19 protein-coding genes, 1 tRNA gene and 1 pseudogene are annotated in these 21,646 nt (G+C 27.4%); 5 read left to right on the forward strand and 16 right to left on the reverse strand.

Features of this window, described 5'->3' with window-relative positions; translation table 4 throughout:
- Positions 1–51: 51 nt before the first annotated feature.
- Positions 52–1,356, reverse strand: coding sequence for a 23S rRNA (uracil(1939)-C(5))-methyltransferase RlmD (rlmD, locus tag EXC66_RS02685; RefSeq protein ID WP_006886375.1), 1,305 nt, complete (start codon positions 1,354–1,356; stop codon positions 52–54).
- Positions 1,346–3,913 carry a DNA topoisomerase IV subunit A gene (locus EXC66_RS02690; RefSeq protein WP_006886376.1) on the reverse strand — a complete coding sequence of 856 codons (2,568 nt, stop codon included), beginning with the start codon at positions 3,911–3,913 and terminating at the stop codon, positions 1,346–1,348. The genes rlmD and EXC66_RS02690 overlap by 11 nt, the downstream gene beginning before the upstream one ends.
- 171 nt (positions 3,914–4,084) lie before the next feature.
- Here EXC66_RS02690 and EXC66_RS02695 point away from each other — a divergent pair, with 171 nt between their 5' ends.
- Positions 4,085–4,387 carry an HU family DNA-binding protein gene (locus EXC66_RS02695; RefSeq protein WP_158004700.1) on the forward strand — a complete coding sequence of 101 codons (303 nt, stop codon included), beginning with the start codon at positions 4,085–4,087 and terminating at the stop codon, positions 4,385–4,387.
- Here EXC66_RS02695 and EXC66_RS04565 read toward each other — a convergent pair.
- Positions 4,384–4,853, reverse strand: a pseudogene (locus tag EXC66_RS04565) (Holliday junction resolvase RecU). The gene EXC66_RS02695 and the pseudogene EXC66_RS04565 overlap by 4 nt on opposite strands.
- A 134-nt stretch (positions 4,854–4,987) precedes the next feature.
- On the opposite strand from EXC66_RS04565, the gene tpiA reads away from it, so the two are divergent.
- Positions 4,988–5,722 carry a triose-phosphate isomerase gene (gene tpiA / locus EXC66_RS02705; protein ID WP_006886379.1) on the forward strand — a complete coding sequence of 245 codons (735 nt, stop codon included), beginning with the start codon at positions 4,988–4,990 and terminating at the stop codon, positions 5,720–5,722.
- A gap of 81 nt (positions 5,723–5,803) precedes the next feature.
- Here tpiA and EXC66_RS02710 read toward each other — a convergent pair whose 3' ends face one another.
- The 3 genes from EXC66_RS02710 to EXC66_RS02720 all read right to left on the reverse strand — a co-directional run bounded on the left by EXC66_RS02710 (position 5,804) and on the right by EXC66_RS02720 (position 7,187).
- Positions 5,804–6,466 carry a chromate transporter gene (locus tag EXC66_RS02710; protein ID WP_006886380.1) on the reverse strand — a complete coding sequence of 221 codons (663 nt, stop codon included), beginning with the start codon at positions 6,464–6,466 and terminating at the stop codon, positions 5,804–5,806.
- Complete coding sequence (locus EXC66_RS02715; protein WP_006886381.1) at positions 6,466–7,056, reverse strand: chromate transporter; 591 nt, start codon at positions 7,054–7,056, stop codon at positions 6,466–6,468. The genes EXC66_RS02710 and EXC66_RS02715 overlap by 1 nt, the downstream gene beginning before the upstream one ends.
- Positions 7,057–7,111: 55 nt before the next feature.
- A tRNA-His gene (locus EXC66_RS02720) sits at positions 7,112–7,187 on the reverse strand.
- 228 nt (positions 7,188–7,415) lie between these two features.
- Between EXC66_RS02720 and EXC66_RS02725 the strand changes: the two genes are divergently transcribed.
- Positions 7,416–7,739, forward strand: coding sequence for a hypothetical protein (locus tag EXC66_RS02725; protein ID WP_112579248.1), 324 nt, complete (start codon positions 7,416–7,418; stop codon positions 7,737–7,739).
- 26 nt (positions 7,740–7,765) lie between these two features.
- Here EXC66_RS02725 and EXC66_RS02730 read toward each other — a convergent pair whose 3' ends face one another.
- The 8 genes from EXC66_RS02730 to EXC66_RS02765 form a co-directional block, all read right to left on the reverse strand.
- Positions 7,766–8,317, reverse strand: a complete 552-nt coding sequence (locus EXC66_RS02730; protein WP_006886857.1) for an inorganic diphosphatase — start codon at positions 8,315–8,317, stop codon at positions 7,766–7,768.
- 49 nt (positions 8,318–8,366) lie between these two features.
- Positions 8,367–9,518 carry an HAD family acid phosphatase gene (locus EXC66_RS02735; protein ID WP_006886856.1) on the reverse strand — a complete coding sequence of 384 codons (1,152 nt, stop codon included), beginning with the start codon at positions 9,516–9,518 and terminating at the stop codon, positions 8,367–8,369.
- 34 nt (positions 9,519–9,552) lie between these two features.
- On the reverse strand, positions 9,553–10,503 hold the full coding sequence (locus tag EXC66_RS02740; protein WP_006886855.1) for an ABC transporter permease: 951 nt from the start codon (positions 10,501–10,503) through the stop codon (positions 9,553–9,555).
- Complete coding sequence (locus EXC66_RS02745; protein ID WP_006886853.1) at positions 10,503–12,125, reverse strand: ABC transporter permease; 1,623 nt, start codon at positions 12,123–12,125, stop codon at positions 10,503–10,505. The genes EXC66_RS02740 and EXC66_RS02745 overlap by 1 nt, the downstream gene beginning before the upstream one ends.
- Positions 12,118–13,932, reverse strand: coding sequence for an ABC transporter ATP-binding protein (locus tag EXC66_RS02750; RefSeq protein ID WP_006886852.1), 1,815 nt, complete (start codon positions 13,930–13,932; stop codon positions 12,118–12,120). The genes EXC66_RS02745 and EXC66_RS02750 overlap by 8 nt, the downstream gene beginning before the upstream one ends.
- A 47-nt stretch (positions 13,933–13,979) precedes the next feature.
- Positions 13,980–15,329, reverse strand: coding sequence for a BMP family ABC transporter substrate-binding protein (locus tag EXC66_RS02755; protein ID WP_006886851.1), 1,350 nt, complete (start codon positions 15,327–15,329; stop codon positions 13,980–13,982).
- 143 nt (positions 15,330–15,472) lie between these two features.
- The gene (locus EXC66_RS02760; protein ID WP_006886850.1) at positions 15,473–17,572 is read right to left on the reverse strand and encodes a helix-hairpin-helix domain-containing protein; all 2,100 of its coding nucleotides are present in this window, start codon (positions 17,570–17,572) and stop codon (positions 15,473–15,475) included.
- Positions 17,572–18,294, reverse strand: a complete 723-nt coding sequence (locus EXC66_RS02765; protein ID WP_006886849.1) for a nuclease-related domain-containing protein — start codon at positions 18,292–18,294, stop codon at positions 17,572–17,574. Before EXC66_RS02765 ends, EXC66_RS02760 begins: the two co-directional genes overlap by 1 nt.
- Before the next feature lie 724 nt (positions 18,295–19,018).
- On the opposite strand from EXC66_RS02765, the gene EXC66_RS02775 reads away from it, so the two are divergent.
- Entirely contained in the window at positions 19,019–19,402 is a 384-nt protein-coding gene (locus tag EXC66_RS02775; protein ID WP_083815545.1) for a hypothetical protein, read from the forward strand.
- Positions 19,359–19,925 carry an ATP-binding protein gene (locus EXC66_RS02780; protein ID WP_083815544.1) on the forward strand — a complete coding sequence of 189 codons (567 nt, stop codon included), beginning with the start codon at positions 19,359–19,361 and terminating at the stop codon, positions 19,923–19,925. Before EXC66_RS02775 ends, EXC66_RS02780 begins: the two co-directional genes overlap by 44 nt.
- A 201-nt stretch (positions 19,926–20,126) precedes the next feature.
- Here the strand turns inward: EXC66_RS02780 and EXC66_RS02785 are convergent, their stop codons facing one another.
- Both EXC66_RS02785 and EXC66_RS04500 read right to left on the reverse strand, forming a co-directional pair.
- On the reverse strand, positions 20,127–21,131 hold the full coding sequence (locus EXC66_RS02785) for a PTS transporter subunit IIC (protein ID WP_318023610.1): 1,005 nt from the start codon (positions 21,129–21,131) through the stop codon (positions 20,127–20,129).
- On the reverse strand, positions 21,022–21,624 hold the full coding sequence (locus tag EXC66_RS04500; protein WP_318023609.1) for a PTS transporter subunit IIC: 603 nt from the start codon (positions 21,622–21,624) through the stop codon (positions 21,022–21,024). The genes EXC66_RS02785 and EXC66_RS04500 overlap by 110 nt, the downstream gene beginning before the upstream one ends.
- Positions 21,625–21,646: the final 22 nt, after the last annotated feature.

Genomic DNA, 21,646 nt, shown 5'->3' on the forward strand with positions numbered 1-21,646 from the left:
ATATATTGATTTTTTCTATTGAACATAAATTAAAAATAGACTTATTTAAGTCTATTCATTTAGCGATAATATTGCAACAGTTTCAAAGTGCATGGTATGAGCAAAAATATCATAAGCTTTATAAAAATCAATTTTATATTCTTTTAGTAGAAATTCTAAGTCCCTTAATTGAGTTTTAAAATCGCAAGAAATATAAATTAATTGACTCGGTTTTCATTCCAAAATTTTTTCTATTAATTCTTTATCAATTCCAGATCTTGGAGGATCTAAAACTAATGTTGTCTTTGAAAAATTAAAGTTTCTCTTTTCGATTTTTTTAGCGTCTCCAACAATATATTTGTTATTTATTAGTGGAATATTATTAATCAATAAATTTTTTGATGAGATTTTTATTGCATTTTGATTAATTTCTATTCCATAAAGACTGATATTGTCTCGATATAATGAAATGCCTAGAGTTCCAACACCACAATATAAGTCAATCAGTTGATTGTTATTCCTATTAAAATACTTACTAATATCATCAATAATTTGAGAAAAACTTAGCGTATCGATTTGAAAAAAAGAGTCAATGTCTACATGAAACTCTTTAGAGTTTAATGTAATTTTAATTTCATTATTTGAAAACTTCTTAGCAAACAATACTCTGTTTCTATTATTTACTATTTGTATCTCGTGAACGTTAATGTTATTAAAAAGTGTTTTTATTTCATTTGCATCAATTTTATTATTATTAACCAAAAGTTTTACAACACACTCGTCATTATCGTAAATTCTTCCGATTATTTCATAAATATCTAGGTATTTTAGTCTATCTAAAGCTTTTAAGATCTGCTTTATATTACTAAACAATTTTTCATTGTCGACAATTGGGCATTCGCTAATTTCTACCAATTCATTAGTATTAAAAACATAACTAAACAAAGTGTTTATATTTTTAACTTTTCTTACAACAAATTTTGATTTATTACGATAATTATTAATATTTTTAGATTTACTAATTTTTATTTCTTCACTTAATAAATTGGGAAATTTTCAATTAAAAAACTTATTAATTAATTCAGACTTCAATCTTACTTGTTCGTCATATTCTAATCCATATAAAGGAGCAGAACCTGAAATTGTATAAAACATATCTGTTTTTTCTCTTTTATTGGATGTTTGCAAATATTTAATAATTGACCCAAAAGAGTAATTTGAAAGAACTTTATTTATCTTAACTATGGCTCTTTCTCCAGTAAATAAACCAAGTACAAAAATTGGTTTTCCATCAAAAAAGCATTTTCCTAAGCCTTCATAAGTTATTTCAGTACATTCTAATTCAATAATAGAATTCACTTCCAATTTATTTTTCATTTAATGTCTTTTCTATTTTTGCTAATAATTCTTCAATATTGGAATCTAACATATCAATCTTTTTATTAACATCTTCAATTATTTCAATGTCACTTTGATTATCTGACTGAAAGCTGATCTCTTCTTTAATTGTCTTTTGAGTTTTTTTAATAACACCATTAGCAAAGTTATCAATCTTTATCTTAGAGAATTTATCATCAGTTTTGGAAAATGAATATTGCTTAATAGAATCAAGATGTGTGAAACCTTCTTTATCTCTTACTAAAATTACATCGCTGTCTCTTGTTGAATAAATTTCATTAATAATATATGGATCGAATTTTCTATTTTTGAATAATAATTTACCTCTATTATTTTTAGAAACGTAGAGAATATCTTTAGCACGTATTTTTTTAATCATTCCATCATCTGTTAAAAGAGTTAAAACATCATTATTTTGAGCCACAGTAAAGGCGACGATATAATCATTATTTGCTAAATTAGATCCTTTAATACCTTTGGCTTTAGTTCCGTAAATATTTATATCATTTTCAGTGTATTTATTACATAAACCAAAGCTGGAAACTAGAATAACATCCTTTGAACCATTACTTAAACAAGCATTAACAACTCGATCATCAGCAGATATATTTATTGCAGTATAAGTTTTTACAGTTCTGGTTACTTCAAATTCCTTTATTGGTGTTCTTTTTACTATACCATTTCTTGTGGCGATAGTCACAAATAAATTGCTATTTCAATCGCTAACTTCTATAACACTAACTACTACTTCACCACTTTGTAAATCTACAAAGTCTGAAAGATGAACTCCATTTTCCTTTCACTTACACTCTTCAATTTTATAAATAGGGATAATAGCATAATTACCAAAGTTAGTAAATATTAAGAGTGTATCCATTGTATTTACTTGATTGTAAAATGTTAAATAATCTTCATCCTTAAGAACATATGTAGAAAAATCATTCGACTCAATAACTTTTTGGCTCAGACGTTTAATATATCCAAATTTAGAAATTGCTACATTGATAATTTCTTCTTTGATTAAGTCTTTTTCATCATAATCAAAACTGTATTCTCTATCTGCAATTTGAGTTCTTCTAGGTGTAGGAAATTCATTTTTTAATTCTTTTAGTAGATTAATTAAATAAAAAATAAATTTATCATTATTTTCTAATAAAGAATTAATATAACTGATTTCATTTTCTAAATAATCTTTTTCATTATTAAACTCATTATAATCGGTCTTTGATAATTTATAGAGTCTTAATTCTGCAATTGCTGTTGCTTGGTTTTTGGTGAAGCCAAAAACATTCATCAAATCATTTATAACACCAATCTTTGAACCTTCACTTTTTCTAATAACTTCAATAATTTGATCAGTTATTTCTGTTACTTTAAGAAAACCCAAAACAATTTCTAATCTTAGTTTATGCTTTTCCAAATCATAAGTAAGAGTTTTAGTCTTAATATCAGTTATATGCTCAATGTATGAATCAATCAAATTATTTAAATTAAGTAATTGAGGTGAATTATTTTTAATAACCATATTGTTATAACTATAATTAATTTGTAATTTAGTCTTTGAGAATAAATATCTCATAATGCTTTTTTCATTAGCATCTTTATCAAGGGTTATTACAATTTTGATCCCTTCACGATCTGATTGGTCCTTAATTTCTAAAACACCATCAATTTCATTTTGTGAAATTAGTACATCAATTGAATAAACCAAATCAGATTTAACTACTCCAAATGGTATTTCAGTGATTTCAATATACTTATTTTTATTATCGTTAGTAATTGTGAATTTTGAAAAAAGTTGAATTTTATTTTTTATAGTTCGACCGGTATCGAATGATTCTTCAATCCCTTTTGTCCCATAAATTACTCCACCAGTTGGAAAATCAGGACCTTTTACAATTGAGAGTAATTGAGAAAATGATAAATTAGGATTTTGTAATTTAGCAATAGTAGCATCAATAATCTCTTCAAAATTATGTGGAGGCATTTCGGTAGCCATACCAATTGCAATCCCTGTTGTTCCATTGATTAATAAATTCGGAAAAATTGAAGGAAGTACAGCAGGTTCAAACTCAGAATCGTCAAAGTTGGGAACAAAATTAACAGGATTTTTCTTTAATTCACCCAAAATTAATTCGGCCACCTTACTCATTCTTGCTTCAGTATAACGCATAGCAGCGGCTCCATCGTTGTCAATTGAGCCAACATTACCGTGCATATCAACAAGAGGCATGGCATTTTTTCATCATTGTGCCATATTAACCATAGCTTCGTAAACTGAACTATCACCATGAGGATGAAATCTACCAATTACATCGCCAACAACACGAGCTGATTTTTTGAATGGTTTATTATGAAAAAGTCCCAATTCATACATTGAGTACAAAATTCTTCTTTGCACAGGTTTTAGACCATCTCTTACATCAGGAAGAGCTCTTTGTTGAATGATATACTTAGAATATCTCCCGAATCTATCGGCCATAATTTTGTCTAATGATTCATTAATTATCTTTTCAATTACATTATTTTTATCCATGTTTTACCTTTTTTATTAACTAATTATATATTATTTTATAGTATCAATTTGAGTTAAATTTTTCACATTTTTTATAATTTGACTCATTTTTTGTCAAATAAGCGTTAAATTTTGTGTATTTTAGCTAAATTTACCTATTTTTTAGTATAAAAAGGAAAAAAATTTTGTAAAATAATATTGAAAAGAGGACTTATGACAAAAAAAGAATTTATTAGTAAAATCGCTGAAAGATGCGACGTTCCAGTAAAAGAAGTAGATAAATTTTTCGATGCGTTCGTTTTTGTTCTTAAAGAAGAATTAATTGCTGAAGAAAGAGTTCAACTTTCTGATTTAGGAACATTTACAACACAAATCAAACGTGGACGTACAACAACAAATCCTTTTAGTCCTACTAAAGAAGTGATTACTGTTCCTGAAAAACGTGTTGTTAAGTATAAACCATCAAAATATTTACGTGAATTAGTTGACTTTTAATAACTAATTAACGGTATAAAATCTAATATTCCTGGGAATGTTAATTCCACTTCCTTGGAATATTTTTTTATATTCAAATAGGTTATTGAAATGTCTTCAATCATAAAATTTTCAACTACCTCAGGTTCAACTATTAAAAACTTATTTTCCACAAAAAAATATAAAACATAAAATGCAATTCCTCCAGATTTTTTAATCTTTAACAAAAATCAAGTTGGTGTATTTTAAAGTTGGATTTTTCTATCCGACTTCCATGCGTGCTTTTAGCTTCAAAAGCAATGAACATTCCTTTTAAACATCCTCAGTAATCAACTGTAGACTTACCTTTCGCAAGCTTTTTATTCTCATTGTTTTTTAATTCAACACTTTTCTTTTCTATATAAGCGATGTTATTTTTTATATAAAAGTTGCAAGTTAAATTCAATATTGTTTCTAAAAACATACCTCTATTTTTATGTAATATCATTTCATTATTAATATGACAAAAAACTTATAGATGAACAAAAAGCGAACATATTTTTATAAAAAAATTTCCTTTTATTTCTATAATTAATTATAAAAAGTAAATAAATAATATATTATTTATATATTGGAGGATTTATGAAAAAAACAATTATTATTGGTAACTGAAAAATGAATAAAACATATACTGAATCAGTAAAATATGTTAAAGATTTTGAAAAATTATATAAACAAAATTTAAATAAAATTATTCCTAATTTAACCTTTGGTGTTGCTGTACCTTTTGCTAATTTAGCAGTATCAAAATTAAATGAAGTTAAAGAATTAAACTTTGCAGCTCAAGATATGTCATTACATGAAAAAGGTGCTTACACAGGTGAAGTATCTTCAGATATGATTGTAGATCTTGGAGCAAAATATGTTATTTTAGGACACTCAGAAGTTAGAAGTTATCACTGCGAAACAGATGAAATCGTTAACAAAAAAGCTAAATTAGCTCTTGCAAAAGGTCTAACTCCTATTATTTGTGTTGGTGAAACTCTTGAAGAATATGAATCAGGTAGAACAAAAGAAGTTGTTGCTCAACAACTAGCAGCATCACTTAAAGATTTAGATTTAAGCAAAATTATTTTAGCTTATGAGCCAGTTTGAGCTATAGGAACTGGTAAAGTTGCAACACCAGAAATTGCTGAAGATGTATGTAAATTTATAAAAGAAAAAACTTCTAAAGATTTAGTTGTACAATACGGTGGAAGTGTATCACCTAAAAATATTAAAGAATTACATGACCAAGCAAGTATTGATGGATTCTTAGTGGGTGGAGCTTCATTAGAACCTGAAAGTTTCTTAGCATTATTAACACTAGGAAAATAATAAATAAATAACTACAAATTGTTAAAGAAAAAGTTGACAAATAAATAATGTCAACTTTTTGTTTAAAATTTAAGTTTGGGCTTATAATCAAGGCATAAATATAATTAAAACAATTAGTATATTAGCAATAATTAATCAAAATAATGACACTTTTTTTCTATATAAAATAAATGAAATTATAACTGAAATAGGAACATAAATATATAGAACTATTAGTCTTCATCCACTAAAGAATATTACTTTTTGACTACTAAAGTTTAATTTAAAATAATCGTTGATTGAATCGTTAAAGATTAAATATGGAAAGATTACGCTAATTATTAATTGCAGCGCTAATGAAATTACAATACCCGCAACTACAGGTTTTAAGATAATAATTAAACGCTTTAGAATTGGAGAGTCATTAAATTTATTTAAATACTTCATTGAGTAAAACATCATTAAAATCGCTGGTGCAACAAAGAAAATATAAGTAACAATTGTTAATAAATGCCCATACCAACTTCCATTACTTATAAAATATCCAGTAAAGAATGCAAACTTTGTTGAGATAATTCCTGGTGTTGAATTGGAAACTGTAAAAACATTATTAATCATCGTCTCATTAATATTGATATCAAAATTCTTTGCGATAAATAGTCACATTCACTTAAAAATTGGCATGAATACTTGACCACCACCAAAAACACTTAGCGATGCAAAAACCAAAAATAAACAGGTGGATAATAAAACAACTATGAACATTATTTATCTCCATTTTGCTTTTTCTTAGCTTTTTTATAAGATAAAAATTGAAATAACCCAAAACAAATAAATACAATTATCATAACAACAATAGGGATATTAAATGGACTTGGAATAAATAAACAAAAAGCGAAAGTAAATAAAAATAATATCAATCATAAAGGCATAGAAATTTCTTTTTTACTTGACTTCATATATTCATAACCAAACGCTAGTAATACACCACTAATAGCAGTTAAAACACCAACTGAAATAACACTAATGAAATTTTGCGGTAATAAGTAAATTAGAAAATAAAATAAATATGCAAGTAAAATATGTGGAAGCATTGCAAAAAAGGTAATTATTGCACCTTTTCAAAATCCAAAAACTTTAATTGCTAAATATGAAATTGCTTCAATTACTGAAGGTCCTGGTAGCATATTTGAAACTATAACAATTTTGTCGAACTCTTCAACTGTAATTCACTTTTTCTTATCTACTGCTTCATTTTTTAAAACTGGCATTAGAGCATTACCTCCACCAAAACCGATGAAGGTCATTTTTATAATCAGAAGGATCATTTCTCAGGCTCTTGGCTTCTTTGACATTGTTTCTCCTTAAATTTCAACTAAAAAAACAACCTTTAGGGTTGCTTTAATGATATGGGGCGAACGACGGGATTCGAACCCGCGAATGACGGGACCACAACCCGCTGTGTTAGCCGCTTCACCACGTTCGCCATGCCTATTAATTATATATTAAAATATAAATTTATAAAATATTTATTTCACTATTTAAAACATATAAATTTTAGCGTTTATAAAAGGAAAATACTCTCTCAATTATTTTGAGAAAACTTTTTTGTTTATTTGGGTGTATTGCATTTTGCACACTAAAATAATTCAATATTCATGGTGAATTTCATTTAAATATTAATTTGATATAATTAATGAAATTTGGAGGGTATATGAAAAATTTCTTCAACGATTTAATAAAAGAACTAAAAGTAAAGAGACCAGCTAATGGATTAATTTTCGGATTATTGACATTATTTTTAGGGTGAACAGGAATAAATTGATGATACATTAAGAAAAATAATTTATTTTATGCTTCAATAGCAATTACAATTATAGCTATTATTATTCCAACAATATTTATTTTTGTACCAATTTTGTCAATGATTCTATCTATTATTCCTACAGTTTGATCTTTAGCAAACTTTATTTATGGAATTATAGTTATTATTAAATCTTTTGAAAATAAAAACAACAATTACGAGGTGCACGTATAATAAAAAAGCTCATTTGAGCTTTTTTATTATACGTATTTTTCTGGGTGTTTAGATTTCATCTCTTTTAGGAAATCTTCTTTACTTAACTTACCGTATTTGTTCATTAAATGAACACATTCTTCATATTCATTTAATGCTCATTCAGTGTCTTCAAAACCTCCAACACTTGTAATTCCAGGACGCTTTCAGTTTTTGTATGTGCTAAAGAATGTTTCAACAGATTTTATGAATTCTTTTGGCAAATCATTGATAGAATTAATTTTATCTAAACGATAATCATCATGGTGAACAGCTACTAATTTTGTATCAGTTTCTCCATCATCAATCATTTTCATAGCTCCAATAATTCTTGCGTTTAATTTAACACCAGGTGCAAACACTTCTGGAGAATAAACTAAAACATCAAGTTCATCACCGTCTCAATCAAGTGCTTCTGGAACAAAACCGTAGTTACATGGATAAACAAAATCTCCTCTTAAAATTCTATCTACTTCAATTTCGTTTGTTTTACGGTTATATTCATATTTAATATTTGAATTTTTTTGTATTTCAATTTTAACTTGTATTACATTTTTCATAATTTAAATATTACCACTTTTTTATTTTTACTGAATATTGCAAATTTAATTAATGGTTAAATTCAGAAAATTTGCTTAAAATTGATTCATACAATTCAATTCTTGGGTTTCTGCTCTTTGTTGTTCTTTCGATAAAGCTACCATAACTTGCGTTACCTGGAATTAGAATATATGACGCTGATCAATCTCTAGTTTCTCATTGCTTAGTTGTTGGATTATAGAATTGTTCTTTATTGTTTAAGTCTAAATTACCATAAAGTTTACCAACTGCTGATGTGTTTATCAAATTATTAACTAATTCATAATCACTAACTGCTTTAGCATCTTTAGTAAAGTTATCATTAAAGTCATTGATATCATCACCCACTTTCATAACTACTCTAAAGGCTACATTTTTACCTTCTTCAATTTCTAATTTATTTGTGCTAACAAAATTCATTCTTTCTTCTTTAGAACTGGTACCTGTTGTAGTAGTTCAAGGTTTGTCACTAGTTCCAGATGCATTAGTACCCTTCATTCATCAAATTCAATTTGGCATATATGCATTATCTAGACCAAGTTTATTTAAATTTAATTTTGATGGATCAATTTGGCTTCTTTGTTGTCTGTTTGAATTAAACATTACAACACCACCATGGTCATAAACATATTTAATGAATTCAATTGCACCTTTTACTTCAGTTGAAACTGCTGAATTAACAAATTTAGCTCATTCTGCACCATTGTAAGTTTGATTATTTAACAATAGTCAATTTTGGTAAGCTATATTATTTAATACTGTCTCATCTAAATCCATGAATACTACCGGAATGTATTCGTTTTCATTTGTTGCTTGAATTTCAACTGTTGTATTTTGTTCACTTTTATGTACTATGACTTTATTTGTCACAATATTTTCTTGCTTACTCATTACATCAAAAGCATGTTTAGCTAAATTATATATTGTAAGGCCCATAGCACTTTTTTCAGGTGCTAAAGTGTTCCATAAATTCGATGATGCGTTTAGTTTTGAATTTAGCGCAACTTTAGCAAGAGCTTTTTGATCTTCAAGTTCTTTAGCATGATCCTTTTCCATTTTTTCAATTTTTGCTTTAAGTTCGTTAACTTCCTTACTATCTGTGCATGAAATTGCTGTTGATAATAATGGAAGAGCAACAACTGTTGAAACTAATCCCAAAGTTAATATTTTTCTTTTATTCATTTTTCTCCTTTACATAAATAATTATGATTATAAATTATCTTTTTGATTTATCATATGGTACCCCAAGAGCTTCAGGAGCTACGGTTTTTCTACTAAATGCAATTAAAGTTATAATCGTTACAACGTATGGTACGGCTTGGAATAAGAACCCATATCTCTTAATTGATGCGATTTCAATAACACCATAGAAAGATCAAGAATATAAGAATGCAAATGCAAGTGAAACAAAGACTGAATAGTGAATTTTTCACTGAGAAGTAATCATAATTGACAGAGCCATAAATCCTAATCCTTGCACATCAATTGATTTAACGAATAATGTTCATTGCATTTGAACAAAAATTGAACCAGCAACTCCAGCAACCAATCCAGAAATGAATATTCCTTGTCATTTCATTCTTGAAACGTTAATACCTGCTACATCTGCAGCTTGAGGGTTTTCACCTATTGCTTTAAATCTTAAACCTCATCTAGTTTTTTGTATCACAAAAATACTAATTACAACTATCACTATAGTAATAAATATTTTTCATGAAACTAAATTTTCTCATGAATTTGGTGATGGATTTAATGTTAGCTCAGTTGTTCCATAGTTTTGTAAAATTCCAGCCCCTTGTTTGGTTTGTAAAATATATATACCAAATGCTGAAATACCTGTAATCAACAGAGAAATTGCAAAACCTGCAACAGTTTGATTTCCTTTAAGTTTTATAGTCATAAATCCAAAAATTAATGCAAACAATCCGGTGATTAAAGATGCTAAAAATGTAATTGGAATTTGGAATCACATATTAATACTTGATTGTTCAAATATAAGATCCGTTAGTATAAAACTTATAAGGCATGTGATAAAGGCTCCAAAAACAACAAAACCATTAATAGCTATGTTTACTATACCTACCCTTTCAGAAAATATCCCTGATATAGATCCGAGTAATAATACACAGAAAATTAAGGTTGCAAAAATAACAACAGTTACTGACATTATTTTTCCTCCTCAACTATTAAATTGGTTTTCTTAAATATTTTTGTATTAATGAATTTTCTAAACGTATCTTTAAATAGTTCATCTTTATAATGTTTAAATTTAAGTTTATTTTCGCGTTTTGTATTCTTATAATATGAAATATAGTCTTGATATACATCAAGTCCAGCTAGTCTAACTTTCTCATTATAATCAAATTTTAATCTAGCTAACTCCGAATATATTAAGTTAATGTCAACATCTTTTTTATTTAAGTCTTTTCGTAATTTACTTGTTTGACTTAAATATTCTTTAGTTTCTGAATTAAATTCTTTTTTTCTTTCAGTAGCAAGTTTTTTAACTTCTTTTACTCTAGAGTTGTGTTTATTTGTCATGTTCTTTTTCTCTGCATAGTATTCTTTTCTGACTTTTCAATACTCTTTGTTTTTAAGAATGATAATTCATTTTAGTAATGATTTTATTGGAGTAATTTTATTAAACACAATAGCTATAGCAATAATAAAAATCATTAAACCTGTAACGATTGGATAAAATTCTTTAACAACTCCTAATTCAGAGAATAAAGGAACTTTTGCAGTATAAATAATACTATAGAATACACTTGAGAATAAAACTCCGATTGGATTATTTAATGCAATTAAAGCGATTGCTATTGATTCAAATCCCATAGCGATCGGTCCTGCTTCTAGCCCTGTAATAGCCTTATCTTTAATTACAAACAAGAAGAATCCAGCAATTCCTCCAAGTGCACCAGAAATTGAAAGAACACTAATGGTTAATACCTTTTGGTTTACTCCAACATAATCAGCATTATGTTTGTTTAAACCGATCATCTTCAATTTATAACCAATTGATGTATTTTTATAAATAAATAAAAATACTAAAGCAAGTACTATTAATAGTATAACTCCGATTATTTTGAATGTTTCAATTTGAGTTGTTGTTATTGATAGTCTTGAAGTTGTGTAAGGAAGAGTTGAAAGAAAAGTGTCAATATTATCGCTTGATAAAGGTATTAAAATCTCATTCTCTTTTGCTAATAATCACTTACCAACACTAACAATAATTCAGTTTAAGAAAATTGTTGAAATAACTTCATGAACATTAAAATATGACTTTAATAACCCTGAAATTAATCCACAAATAAAACCAACAACTATAAATAAGATCATTGAAACAAATAGTGTTATTGTTGATGGTTCAAAATTTCTACTTAAAATTAAGAATGAAAAGAATAACAATGCTGGTAAGGTCATTTGTCCTGATACCCCAACATTAAAATATCCAGTCTTAAAAGCAACAGCTATAGCTAAACCTAAAAAACCAAATATTGTGAAATATAACCAAAAGTTTGAAATATTATATTCATTAAAGGCAGAAGATATTAGACTTGAAATAAATTCAAATGGATTTCCAAAGCTACCATTACTAATGAAGATATAAAATCCATATGCAACTCCAGAAAGAATCATACCTACTACAATCGCCCAAAGCGAACTAAAAACTTTTTTTAATGTGCTTGTACCATTTTCAAAAGTTAAAACTTTTTGAAGTTTATATTTTTTATCACTAAATTGTTCATTAAGAGAATTAATGAATTTATTATCTTTTGTTTTATTCATTTTCACCTCCATTTTTCTTATGTGACATATAAACTCCTATTTCAGCTCTGCTTAAGTTTTTAGATTCTCTGACTACACTAAGTTGTCCTTCATTAATAACTGCGATTGTATCTGCCAGTGCAATAACTTCATCTAGTTCATAAGAGATAAGTAAAATTCCTTTTCCTTTACTTTTTTCTTGCAATATCTTTTCATGAATATTTTTAATTGCACCAACGTCTAATCCACGAGTTGGTTGTAAAATAATTATAAAATCGTGAGGATTTTCCATCTCTTTTCCAACAATGAATTTTTGTTGATTTCCACCAGATAAAGATCTTGAAAGTGAATTACCTTTTCTAGCCCCTCTAACATCGAATTTATCAATAATGATATCTAAATCTTTCTTAATATTTTTTCTTCTAAAAACTCCAAATTTTACATATTTAGAATCTCACAATCTTCTAGACTGCATGTTATCAAAAACTGTATAGTCTAAGATCATCGAGTGTTTATGTCTATCACTGGCAATGTATGAAAATCCAAGTTGAGAAATCTTATAAGTGCTTAATTTGCTTATGTCAATAAAATCACTTTTATCAATATTAAATTCTTGGATAGCTTTAATATTTCTAAATAAATTTACCAAATAGATGATTAAAATTGGAATGATAATAATTAAAAGTAATGAACATAAAGTTATCATAAGATTAATTGGTATTACATTAGACATTACCTTTGATAAACTCATCAAAATAATAATGACTAAAGCAACAATGCTTAAAATACTTGAATAAATAATGTTTGTCTTCTTATCTCTTTTAAGCATTTTATTGTAATTATCTTTAATTAGCTCAGTCTTTTTCAACTTAATTGAACCTGAAGTTGGTTTTTTAAGACCAGAAACAACGTATTCTAAATCAAGTTGTCCATTCCCTTCAACACCCGCAATTGCAACTATTTCTCCAGAATGAACATCTAGAGAAAAGTTTTTTAGAGGTTTATCTCCCTTAGTTGTAACATTCTCTATTTTTAAAATAGCTTCTTTGTTATTGGTGTCAGAATGAGTGTTTAGGATTGTTTCAACTTGCCCACCAACCATTAATTTTGCCATTTCTTCAACTGATGTATCTGCTACCTTAAAGTTTCCTGTTACTTCACCATGTCTTAGAATTGTTGCATAATCTGCAACTTGTTTGATTTCTTTTAGTTTATGAGAGATGAAGATTATTGTTTTCCCTTGCTCCTTAAAGAGTCTAAAGGTTTCCAATAACCCTTGAATTTCTTCGTCAGTTAAAACTGCAGTAGGTTCGTCAAAGATTAGAATTTCAGAGTCACGATAAAGCATTTTCATAATTTCAACTTTTTGTTGAATTGAAACCGGTTCAGTACCGGTTTGCTTGTTTAAATCAAAATGAAGATTAAATTTTTCTTGAATATTTTGAATTTTTTTAATTGATGGTTTTCTATTGATTATCTTAAATTTAGAAAATGTTGTCTCGTCTCCTAAAATTATATTGTCGATATTTTTATAAACATTTACTAATTTAAAATGTTGGTGAACCATTCCGATTCCAAGATCATTTGCCTGATTTGGTGATAAAATTAATGTTTTTTTATCATTAACTTTAATAAACCCTTCATCAGGTTCATATAAACCAAACAAAATTGACATTAAAGTACTTTTTCCAGCACCATTTTCCCCAATAAGTGCATGGATTGTACCTTTTTTAACATTAAAACTAATGTTTTTGTTTGCTTTTATTTTTCCAAAAGATTTTGAAATGTTAACAAATTCAATAGCATTTTCAATTTTATTATTAACCATAATAAACCTTATTAAAAGCAAAAAGGCCTTACGCCTTATTACTTTGATTATTTATTAGCATTTTCTTTTATTGCTAAAATAATTTTTTCAACTCTTTTTAGTTGAGCTTCTTCATTTTGTTGATTCCCATCTTTGTCATAATATTTACTTGAAGAGATGAAATCTTTTTGCTCTTTAGTTAATGCTTCGAATCTACTTTGAGCATCTTTAAGAGCTTTATCGTATAATTTTCTGTCTTCCTCATTTGCCAGTCTTGATGCAGAGAATTTAGTTCAACCATCTGTATATGAACCAACTATGTTGTATATGTGTGTCACAGAGTCATCTTCAAGATATTTATTATTACCTTTAAAAATATAGTCAAAAACTAAATCATAGTATGTTTGTCCATATTCTTTTGTTATTGATGAAGCAAATCTTGTGGCATTTGATGTATATGCGTAACCTTGATCTGAGTCAACACCAATTACCAATTGATCTGTCTTAAGATTGTTGATCAATTCTAGAACTACACCTGTAGCAGGACCAGCAACAGGAAGAACTACGGTAGGTCTTCCACTACGTCCTTCGTTTACACCCTCTGATTCCATAACAGCCTTAATTTTAGGTTGGAATGTTGATTCTGAAGTAGCAAAACCGGTTGTTGCTTCAAAAGGTGTTGAAACTAATGTGTTATGAACGGTCTTTTTATTTCCTTCAATTAAATTATAGTCATAAACACCTCTAACAAAACCTTCGTTAAAATTAAGTACCCCAGGGAAGTTTCCACCACCAAATGAAGCTACAATTCTTTTTTCTGGGTTATTTGGATATTTAAGAGCTAAATATTCAGCAGTAGCATTTCCAACAATATATGAAGATTCAATAAATTTACTGTTAGCATTTATTAATTTTTTATATGGACTATTTGGGATTTCGAATTCTGAACAAATAACTAAAGGTGTGTTTTTAGTTTTTTGATCATATTTTTCAAGGAATGAAGCTAAAGTTGTACCATGAGTGAACCCATTAATAACAACTATGTCAGATTTTGCAAAAGTGTTGTTGTAGAAATCGTTAAAGTCAGAAACAGCTGAAGGAACAACTGGATTAAATTTAACTTTACCTTTAAGTTGTGGATTGGCTTCAAGTTGATCTCTAAGAGTCAATAAACCTTCTCATCCAGATTGGAATAAAGCTTTATCTTTAAGCTGTCCTACGTCAATTAAGTATGTAACTGTAATAGAATCTTTGATTAATTCAAGATTATTTGTATCTCTAGTTACAATGTTTGTAATTCTATCTGATGATTTTATATATTCTTTTTGAGTTTCTTTGCTGCATCCAGCTGATAATGCTGTAAATGGTACAAATGCAGAAACTGTTGCACCAAGAATAATAAATTTTGTCTTTTTCATAATTCTCCTAATATCTTCTATTTTTATCTATATAAATTTTATTTTATTCTAATAAAAACCTTTTAATTTTTATTTAAATGTGAAAATTTCCACATTTAAAAATTTAGGTTTAAAAAGTAAAAGTGGAGAAACTCCACTTAAATTTAAGCAATATATTTCCCTGAAAGTCTTCTCTTTTCATGATCTACATTTATGATTTCTAAATTAATATCATCTCCAATTTTGATTGAATTAATATTGTTAATCTTAGAGCTGTGAATAAAAACTGAATCTTTTATACCAATAAATACAAAAATACCAAAGTCAGTGATATTTTGAACCCTTCCAATAAAATTATCACCTACTTTAATTTGATCAAATTCAACAATATTTTCATTAGTTACAAACCCTTTTTTATTATCTCTAATATCTTTACCTGGATTTAACAATGAATCAATTATTAAATTAATTGTGTAGTGATCACTGCTAAATTTTTCAATAATTTTTTCTGAGTCGATTTCTTGGTTAAATTTATGTAAATTTTGATCGTATTTATACTCTTTCATTATTTTTTTAGCTAAAACATAGCTCTCTGGATGGATGTTAGTTTGATCAAGAAATTCTTCTGAGTTAAAAATTCTTAAAAATCCTACGGCTTGTTCAAATGTTTTTGCTCCTAGTGATTTAACCTTTTTGAGTTCATTTCTATTCTTAAATTCACCATTTTCCTTACGATAATTGATAATATTTTTAGCAACATTTTTACTAATACCTGATATTTTTGTAAGTATAACTTCAGTTGCACTATTTAAGTTTACACCAACACTATTCACGACTTTCTCCACCTTAAAATCAAGTGCTTGTGCTAATTCATTTTGATTTAAGTCATGTTGATATTGTCCAATTCCGATAGATTTAGGATCAATTTTAACTATTTCATTTAATGGATCTTGGAATTTTCTTCCTATGTTAATTGCTGAACGCATTTCAACTTTTAAATCTGGAAATTCTTGTATAGCAATATCACTAGCTGAATAAACTGAAGCCCCAACTTCTGAAACCATTTCAACAGAAATATTTAACTTAAGGTATTTTACTAAGTCGCGCATAAATTGACATGTTTCATTTGAAGCTGTTCCATTACCTACCACAATTACATCTGGTTTAAATTTTAAAATCACTTTAGCACTAATTTCGCTCGCTTCTTTAATTTTCAAAAGTGGTTTATTGGGATAAATTACTGCTGTTTCCAATAAATCTCCAGTTTCACTTAACATCGCTAACTTACAACCGTTTACGTATGCTGGGTCAATAGCTAAAACCTTTTTATTTTTCACAGCTGGCATCATAAGCATTGATTCAAGATTATCAGCAAAAATTTCAATTGAACTTTTTTCAGCTCTAGCAAATAATTCGTTAAACACCTCGCGCTCTATCGAAGGAATAATTAATCTTTTTAGTGAATCTTCAACTGCAGTTCTCACTAGAGCAAAAGTTCTTTTATTTTTAAAAAACATATTCGATATGTTGTAGTGTAAAAATTCAAATTTAATCTTAAATTTTAAGTCAATTATTTTATTTTTGACAGCTCGATTAATAGCTAAAATTTTATAGTTTTGAATTGTTTTAACTGATTGACTAAATTCATAGTAATTTTCATAAGTTTTAAACTCATCAATACTATTTTTCTTCTTAGTAGTTTGAATTAGTCCAAAATTATTAAATTGTTCTTTAACAAAATCATGAACTTTAGGGTCTTGACTAATTCACTGAGAGATAATAAATAAAGCTTGCTCTATAGCAAATTCAACACTAACTACTTTATCGTTTATAAATTTTGTAGCATGTTTATAAGGGTTGTAATTTATATCGGCATTATTAAATATCTCTCTAGCAAGTTCTTCTAGTCCAAGAGCAATAGCTTCACTTGCTTTGGTTTTTTTACCAACCTTAAATGGTTCATAAATAGCTTCAAGATCCGATTTTTTGGTTGTTTCTTTAATTTTGTCTTCGATTTCTTTAGTTAACAAATTACGCTCACTTAAAATTTTAAGGATACTCTCCTTACGCTCTTTTAATTCTTCTTGGTACTTAAAAATTAAATAAACTTGATGAATTTGTTCTTCATCAAGCCCACCTGTAATATTTTTACGATAACGTGCTATAAATGCAACTGTTGCACCTTCTTCGATTAACTCTAAAGTCGCTTTAATTTGTTCTACTTTTAATTTTAATTCTTTAGATACTATTTCTAATGTATTCATTATTTCTTACCTTTTACTAAGTTATTAAATTTATTTTTTTCGTATACTCTTTTGATTTTCATATCTTTAAGCACTTTTAATAAATACTTAGAATCAAATTTATTTAAACTATTATTTGTTTCAATTACAACACTTCTAACTGTTTCATCAATAGCGCTTTCATTAATAATAATTGTATGTGATGGAATATTTGAGATATTAAATGTTGCCCCATCTTGCAATACTATTAACGAATAAGCACTAAATTTTAAATTGGCCAATTTATATAAGTGTTTAATATGTTTGGTGTTTTGCAATATTGGGTTACTGATAGCAAATTTTTTACCTTTACGGTCTGTTATTTGCAATTCGCTTGACTCAGCAAGTCCTGAGATATTATCTTTGTATGCTTTAGTTTCTACAACAATAGCAATATTGTCATTAAATAAGATACCATCTATTTCAAACATATTACCATCATAAGAAAATACTCCACCTTCAATGAAATACATATTATTTCTTCTAGCAGCATCTTTAAGTTTACTTGTTACATTATGTTCAAAAATAAAACCTTGTTTTTCTTTTCTATACTTAAATATAAATAAATAAGTTAAAAAAGTAACTAAAGCTATCAATAGTAATCCAACTATTATTCCACCAGCTATTGTATAACCAATATTTTTAGTGTAAATATTAAAATTTGAAACAATTTCTTCTTTATTTATTATTAAATTTTGAGTCATGTTTATATTATAGTTTAATAATAAAATATTTTATTTTTTATTGTTAAAAAGTGATTTTGTTTGATTACTTTAGCAATTTCTATAATTTAACCGTCATTTATACCGACACTATGTCTATTTAAAAAGACGGTTTAAAATTAATTATTGGAATTTTTATATTAAAAATCAATTAATTTGGTGTTTTTTGCAAATAAGTACGTATTTAACCCGACAGGAATAAAAATATACCGTCATTTATACCGACATTTAAACCGTCAAAAAATTATAAATATTGTCATAATATTAATATGACTAATAATCCCTATATAGAATTAGAAATTTTGAAGTTAAAAGAGAAATTAAATGATAGTTTAACTAAAGAAATTGTCTCATTTTTAAATACACTTGGGGAGAAATAATAATAGGTGTAAAAAATAACGGTGAAGAAGTATGAATAGAAAATCATGATAAGACCTTAAAAAAAATATCAGATATTGTAGTGTCAAAAATAGAACCTATACCCACAAATTTAGAATTTCCGAGATGGCATAAGCTCAAAAATGGCAAATTAGGTGTACTTATTGTAATTAAAAAGGGTACTGAAGAAATATACTACGATAAACAATTTGGATTATCTTCAAAAGGTTGTTATAAAAGAGTCGGTTCAACTTGTGTTCCATTAACAGTTTAGGAAATAAATCAAAGAATACATAAAAGTTTTGCTGATAATGATTTTATTATTAGAATGGGAAATGAAAATTCTGATTTAACATTCTCCAGTCTTAAAATATATTATGAAGAGAAAAATAAACATTTGAATAATAATACTTTTGAAAAGAATCTTTCATTAAGAAATTCACTTAATCAATACAATCTTCTTGCTGAATTACTAGCAGATAAAAACAATTTATCATTAGTTTTTGTTAAATTTAATGGAATTGATAAAACCTCCATTTCACAAAGAGTTGACGTAGGTAATTTTTGTATAATTACAGCGTACAAAAATCTTATAAATAGACTTAAATCGCTAAATACAAATTTTTTAGATACAACTGTTAGACCTAGAATAGAGACTCCTTTTTGATATGGATTCAGTAAATGAAGCAATTTTAAATGCAATTATCCATAATGATTGAACAATTGGAACTCCACAAATTTCATTTTACAGTAATAGAATTGAAATTGTTTCTCACGGTGGATTGATATCTGGATTAAGTGAGGATGAATTCTTTGATGGGATTAGTAGACCAAGAAATCAAAGTTTAATGAGAATTTTTATCGATTTAGGATTAGCTGGACATACAGTGCATGGTGTTCCTAAAATAGTTAGTGTTTATGGAAAAGAATCAATTAAAATTGGTGAAAGTTCAATAAAGTGTATTATTCCTTTTAATATGAATGGTAATGTTCAAATTAATAAAAATATTGATGAAAACTTAATTAACAATAATGAAGAAAGTAATGAAACAAATTATTTTGATGAATCACTATTAAACTTAAAGGATAATGAAAGATTAATTTTAAATTACATTACTAACAACTCGCAAATTACAGTACTAAAACTTTCAGAATTAACAAATCTTTCAACTAGAACAGTTGAAAGAATAATATCTTCACTACAAACTAAATCAATTTTAATTAGAGAAGGTTAAAAGAAAAAAGGAAAGTGAGTAATAAAAAGATTAAATTACGATAAAAAATAGCACAAACCAACATTTTTAGTTTTTGTGTTATTTTTATTATTAAAATAAACCTAAGGTTATTAAATTATTTAATAAGGTTTTAGATGAAGTTATTGATGACACAATTTTTAAAAAAAAGAAAAGTGACACCATTGATGTCACTTAGTAACATTAAGCAGCTACTTTAGCTTCTTTTTTGTTTTTTGATGTAAATTTTGCAATAATACCATCAATAATTAATGCAACATAAATTACTAATGGAGCGGCAAATCCTACATATTTATTGATTAATCCGAACAATCCAGGGATAGCACCTATAATGTAGTCAGTATCACCTCAGTTTAATGATGTAATACCTTTAAGATCATCATTTTTTACAAGAGCTTTAAGTGTGTCTGAAGCGTTTGGAACTCAGTGTCCTCAAATGAAGATAGCAGGTACTAATGTAATGATAAGTCCATGAACAAATGGTCCAACAATAGCACCAAGAATTCCACCTCTAACATTTCCAAATACTCCCGAAGTTGCACCTAAGAAGAAGTGAGGTACTAAACCAGGTAAAATAACAACAGTAAGTAGTCCGCCAACTTTAAGACCAATTGTAATAGCCATTCCAACAATTCCGGCAATGAAACTTGAAATAAATCCAATTAACACTGCATTAGGAGCATATGGGAACACAACTGGACAGTCAACAGCTGCTTTAGAGTTTTTGATTAATTTATCTGAGATAGCCTTAAATGTTGGGATTAATTCACCGATGAATAATCTAACTCCTGAAAGCATAATTTCAACACCAGCAGTAAATGTAAAGGCCTGAACAATCATTGTGATAATTCAGCTATCTTTATTTAATACTTCATATGCTTTACTTGTTTTTGAAATTTTACCCATTTCATAAAGAATTCCACCAGGAATGAATGCAACCATGTAGAATACTAAAATTGTAATTGTAAGTGATACAAGTGTGTTTCTGAAGAAGTATAATGATTTAGGGAATTTAATACTTTCTGTTGAAGTAACTTTACCTTTCATTAATTTTCCAATACCTTCACCAATGTATCCGCTAATTGCGTATCCAAATCCACCTGTGTGTCCAAGACCAATTTCGTCTGAACCAATTAATCATTCTCATGTGTCTTTGTTGAACAGCAGGTGAAATAACCATGTAAGCACCCATTAATGCTGAACCAGAGAATAAAATCATGAAGAAATCTCCAGTTTTAGCTGGATCAAATCCAAGTGTAATATAAACTGCAGCAATCATTAATGATGTATAGAATAATACGTGTCCTGATAAGTAAACGTATTTATATCTTGAAAAGATTGCAAGAACAAGGTTAAAGATCATACCAACAATCATAATCAACGAACCAACTGTTGTGATTGCTGAAACTTTTGTAAGAACTCCGGCAAATCCATCGTTATTTGGAATAATTCCTTCTAATCCATAAGTTTCTTGGAATACAGGTTGGAATTTTTCTAGAGAACCAACTAGTACTCCAGCTCCACCGCTAAGAATAAGGAATCCAACAATAACTTTGAATACAGATACTATTGTTTCTGAGACTTTTTTACGTAAAACTAAACAACCAATTAACGTAAAAATTCCAACAAGAAACGCAGGAGTACTTGCAAAAGCTTTAATAAAACTTAATACAAAGTTCATTTTTCTCCTCTTATTTATTTGT

Source organism: Mycoplasmopsis anatis (assembly GCF_900660655.1).
Classification (GTDB): Bacteria; Bacillota_I; Bacilli_A; order Mycoplasmatales; family Metamycoplasmataceae; genus Mycoplasmopsis; species Mycoplasmopsis anatis.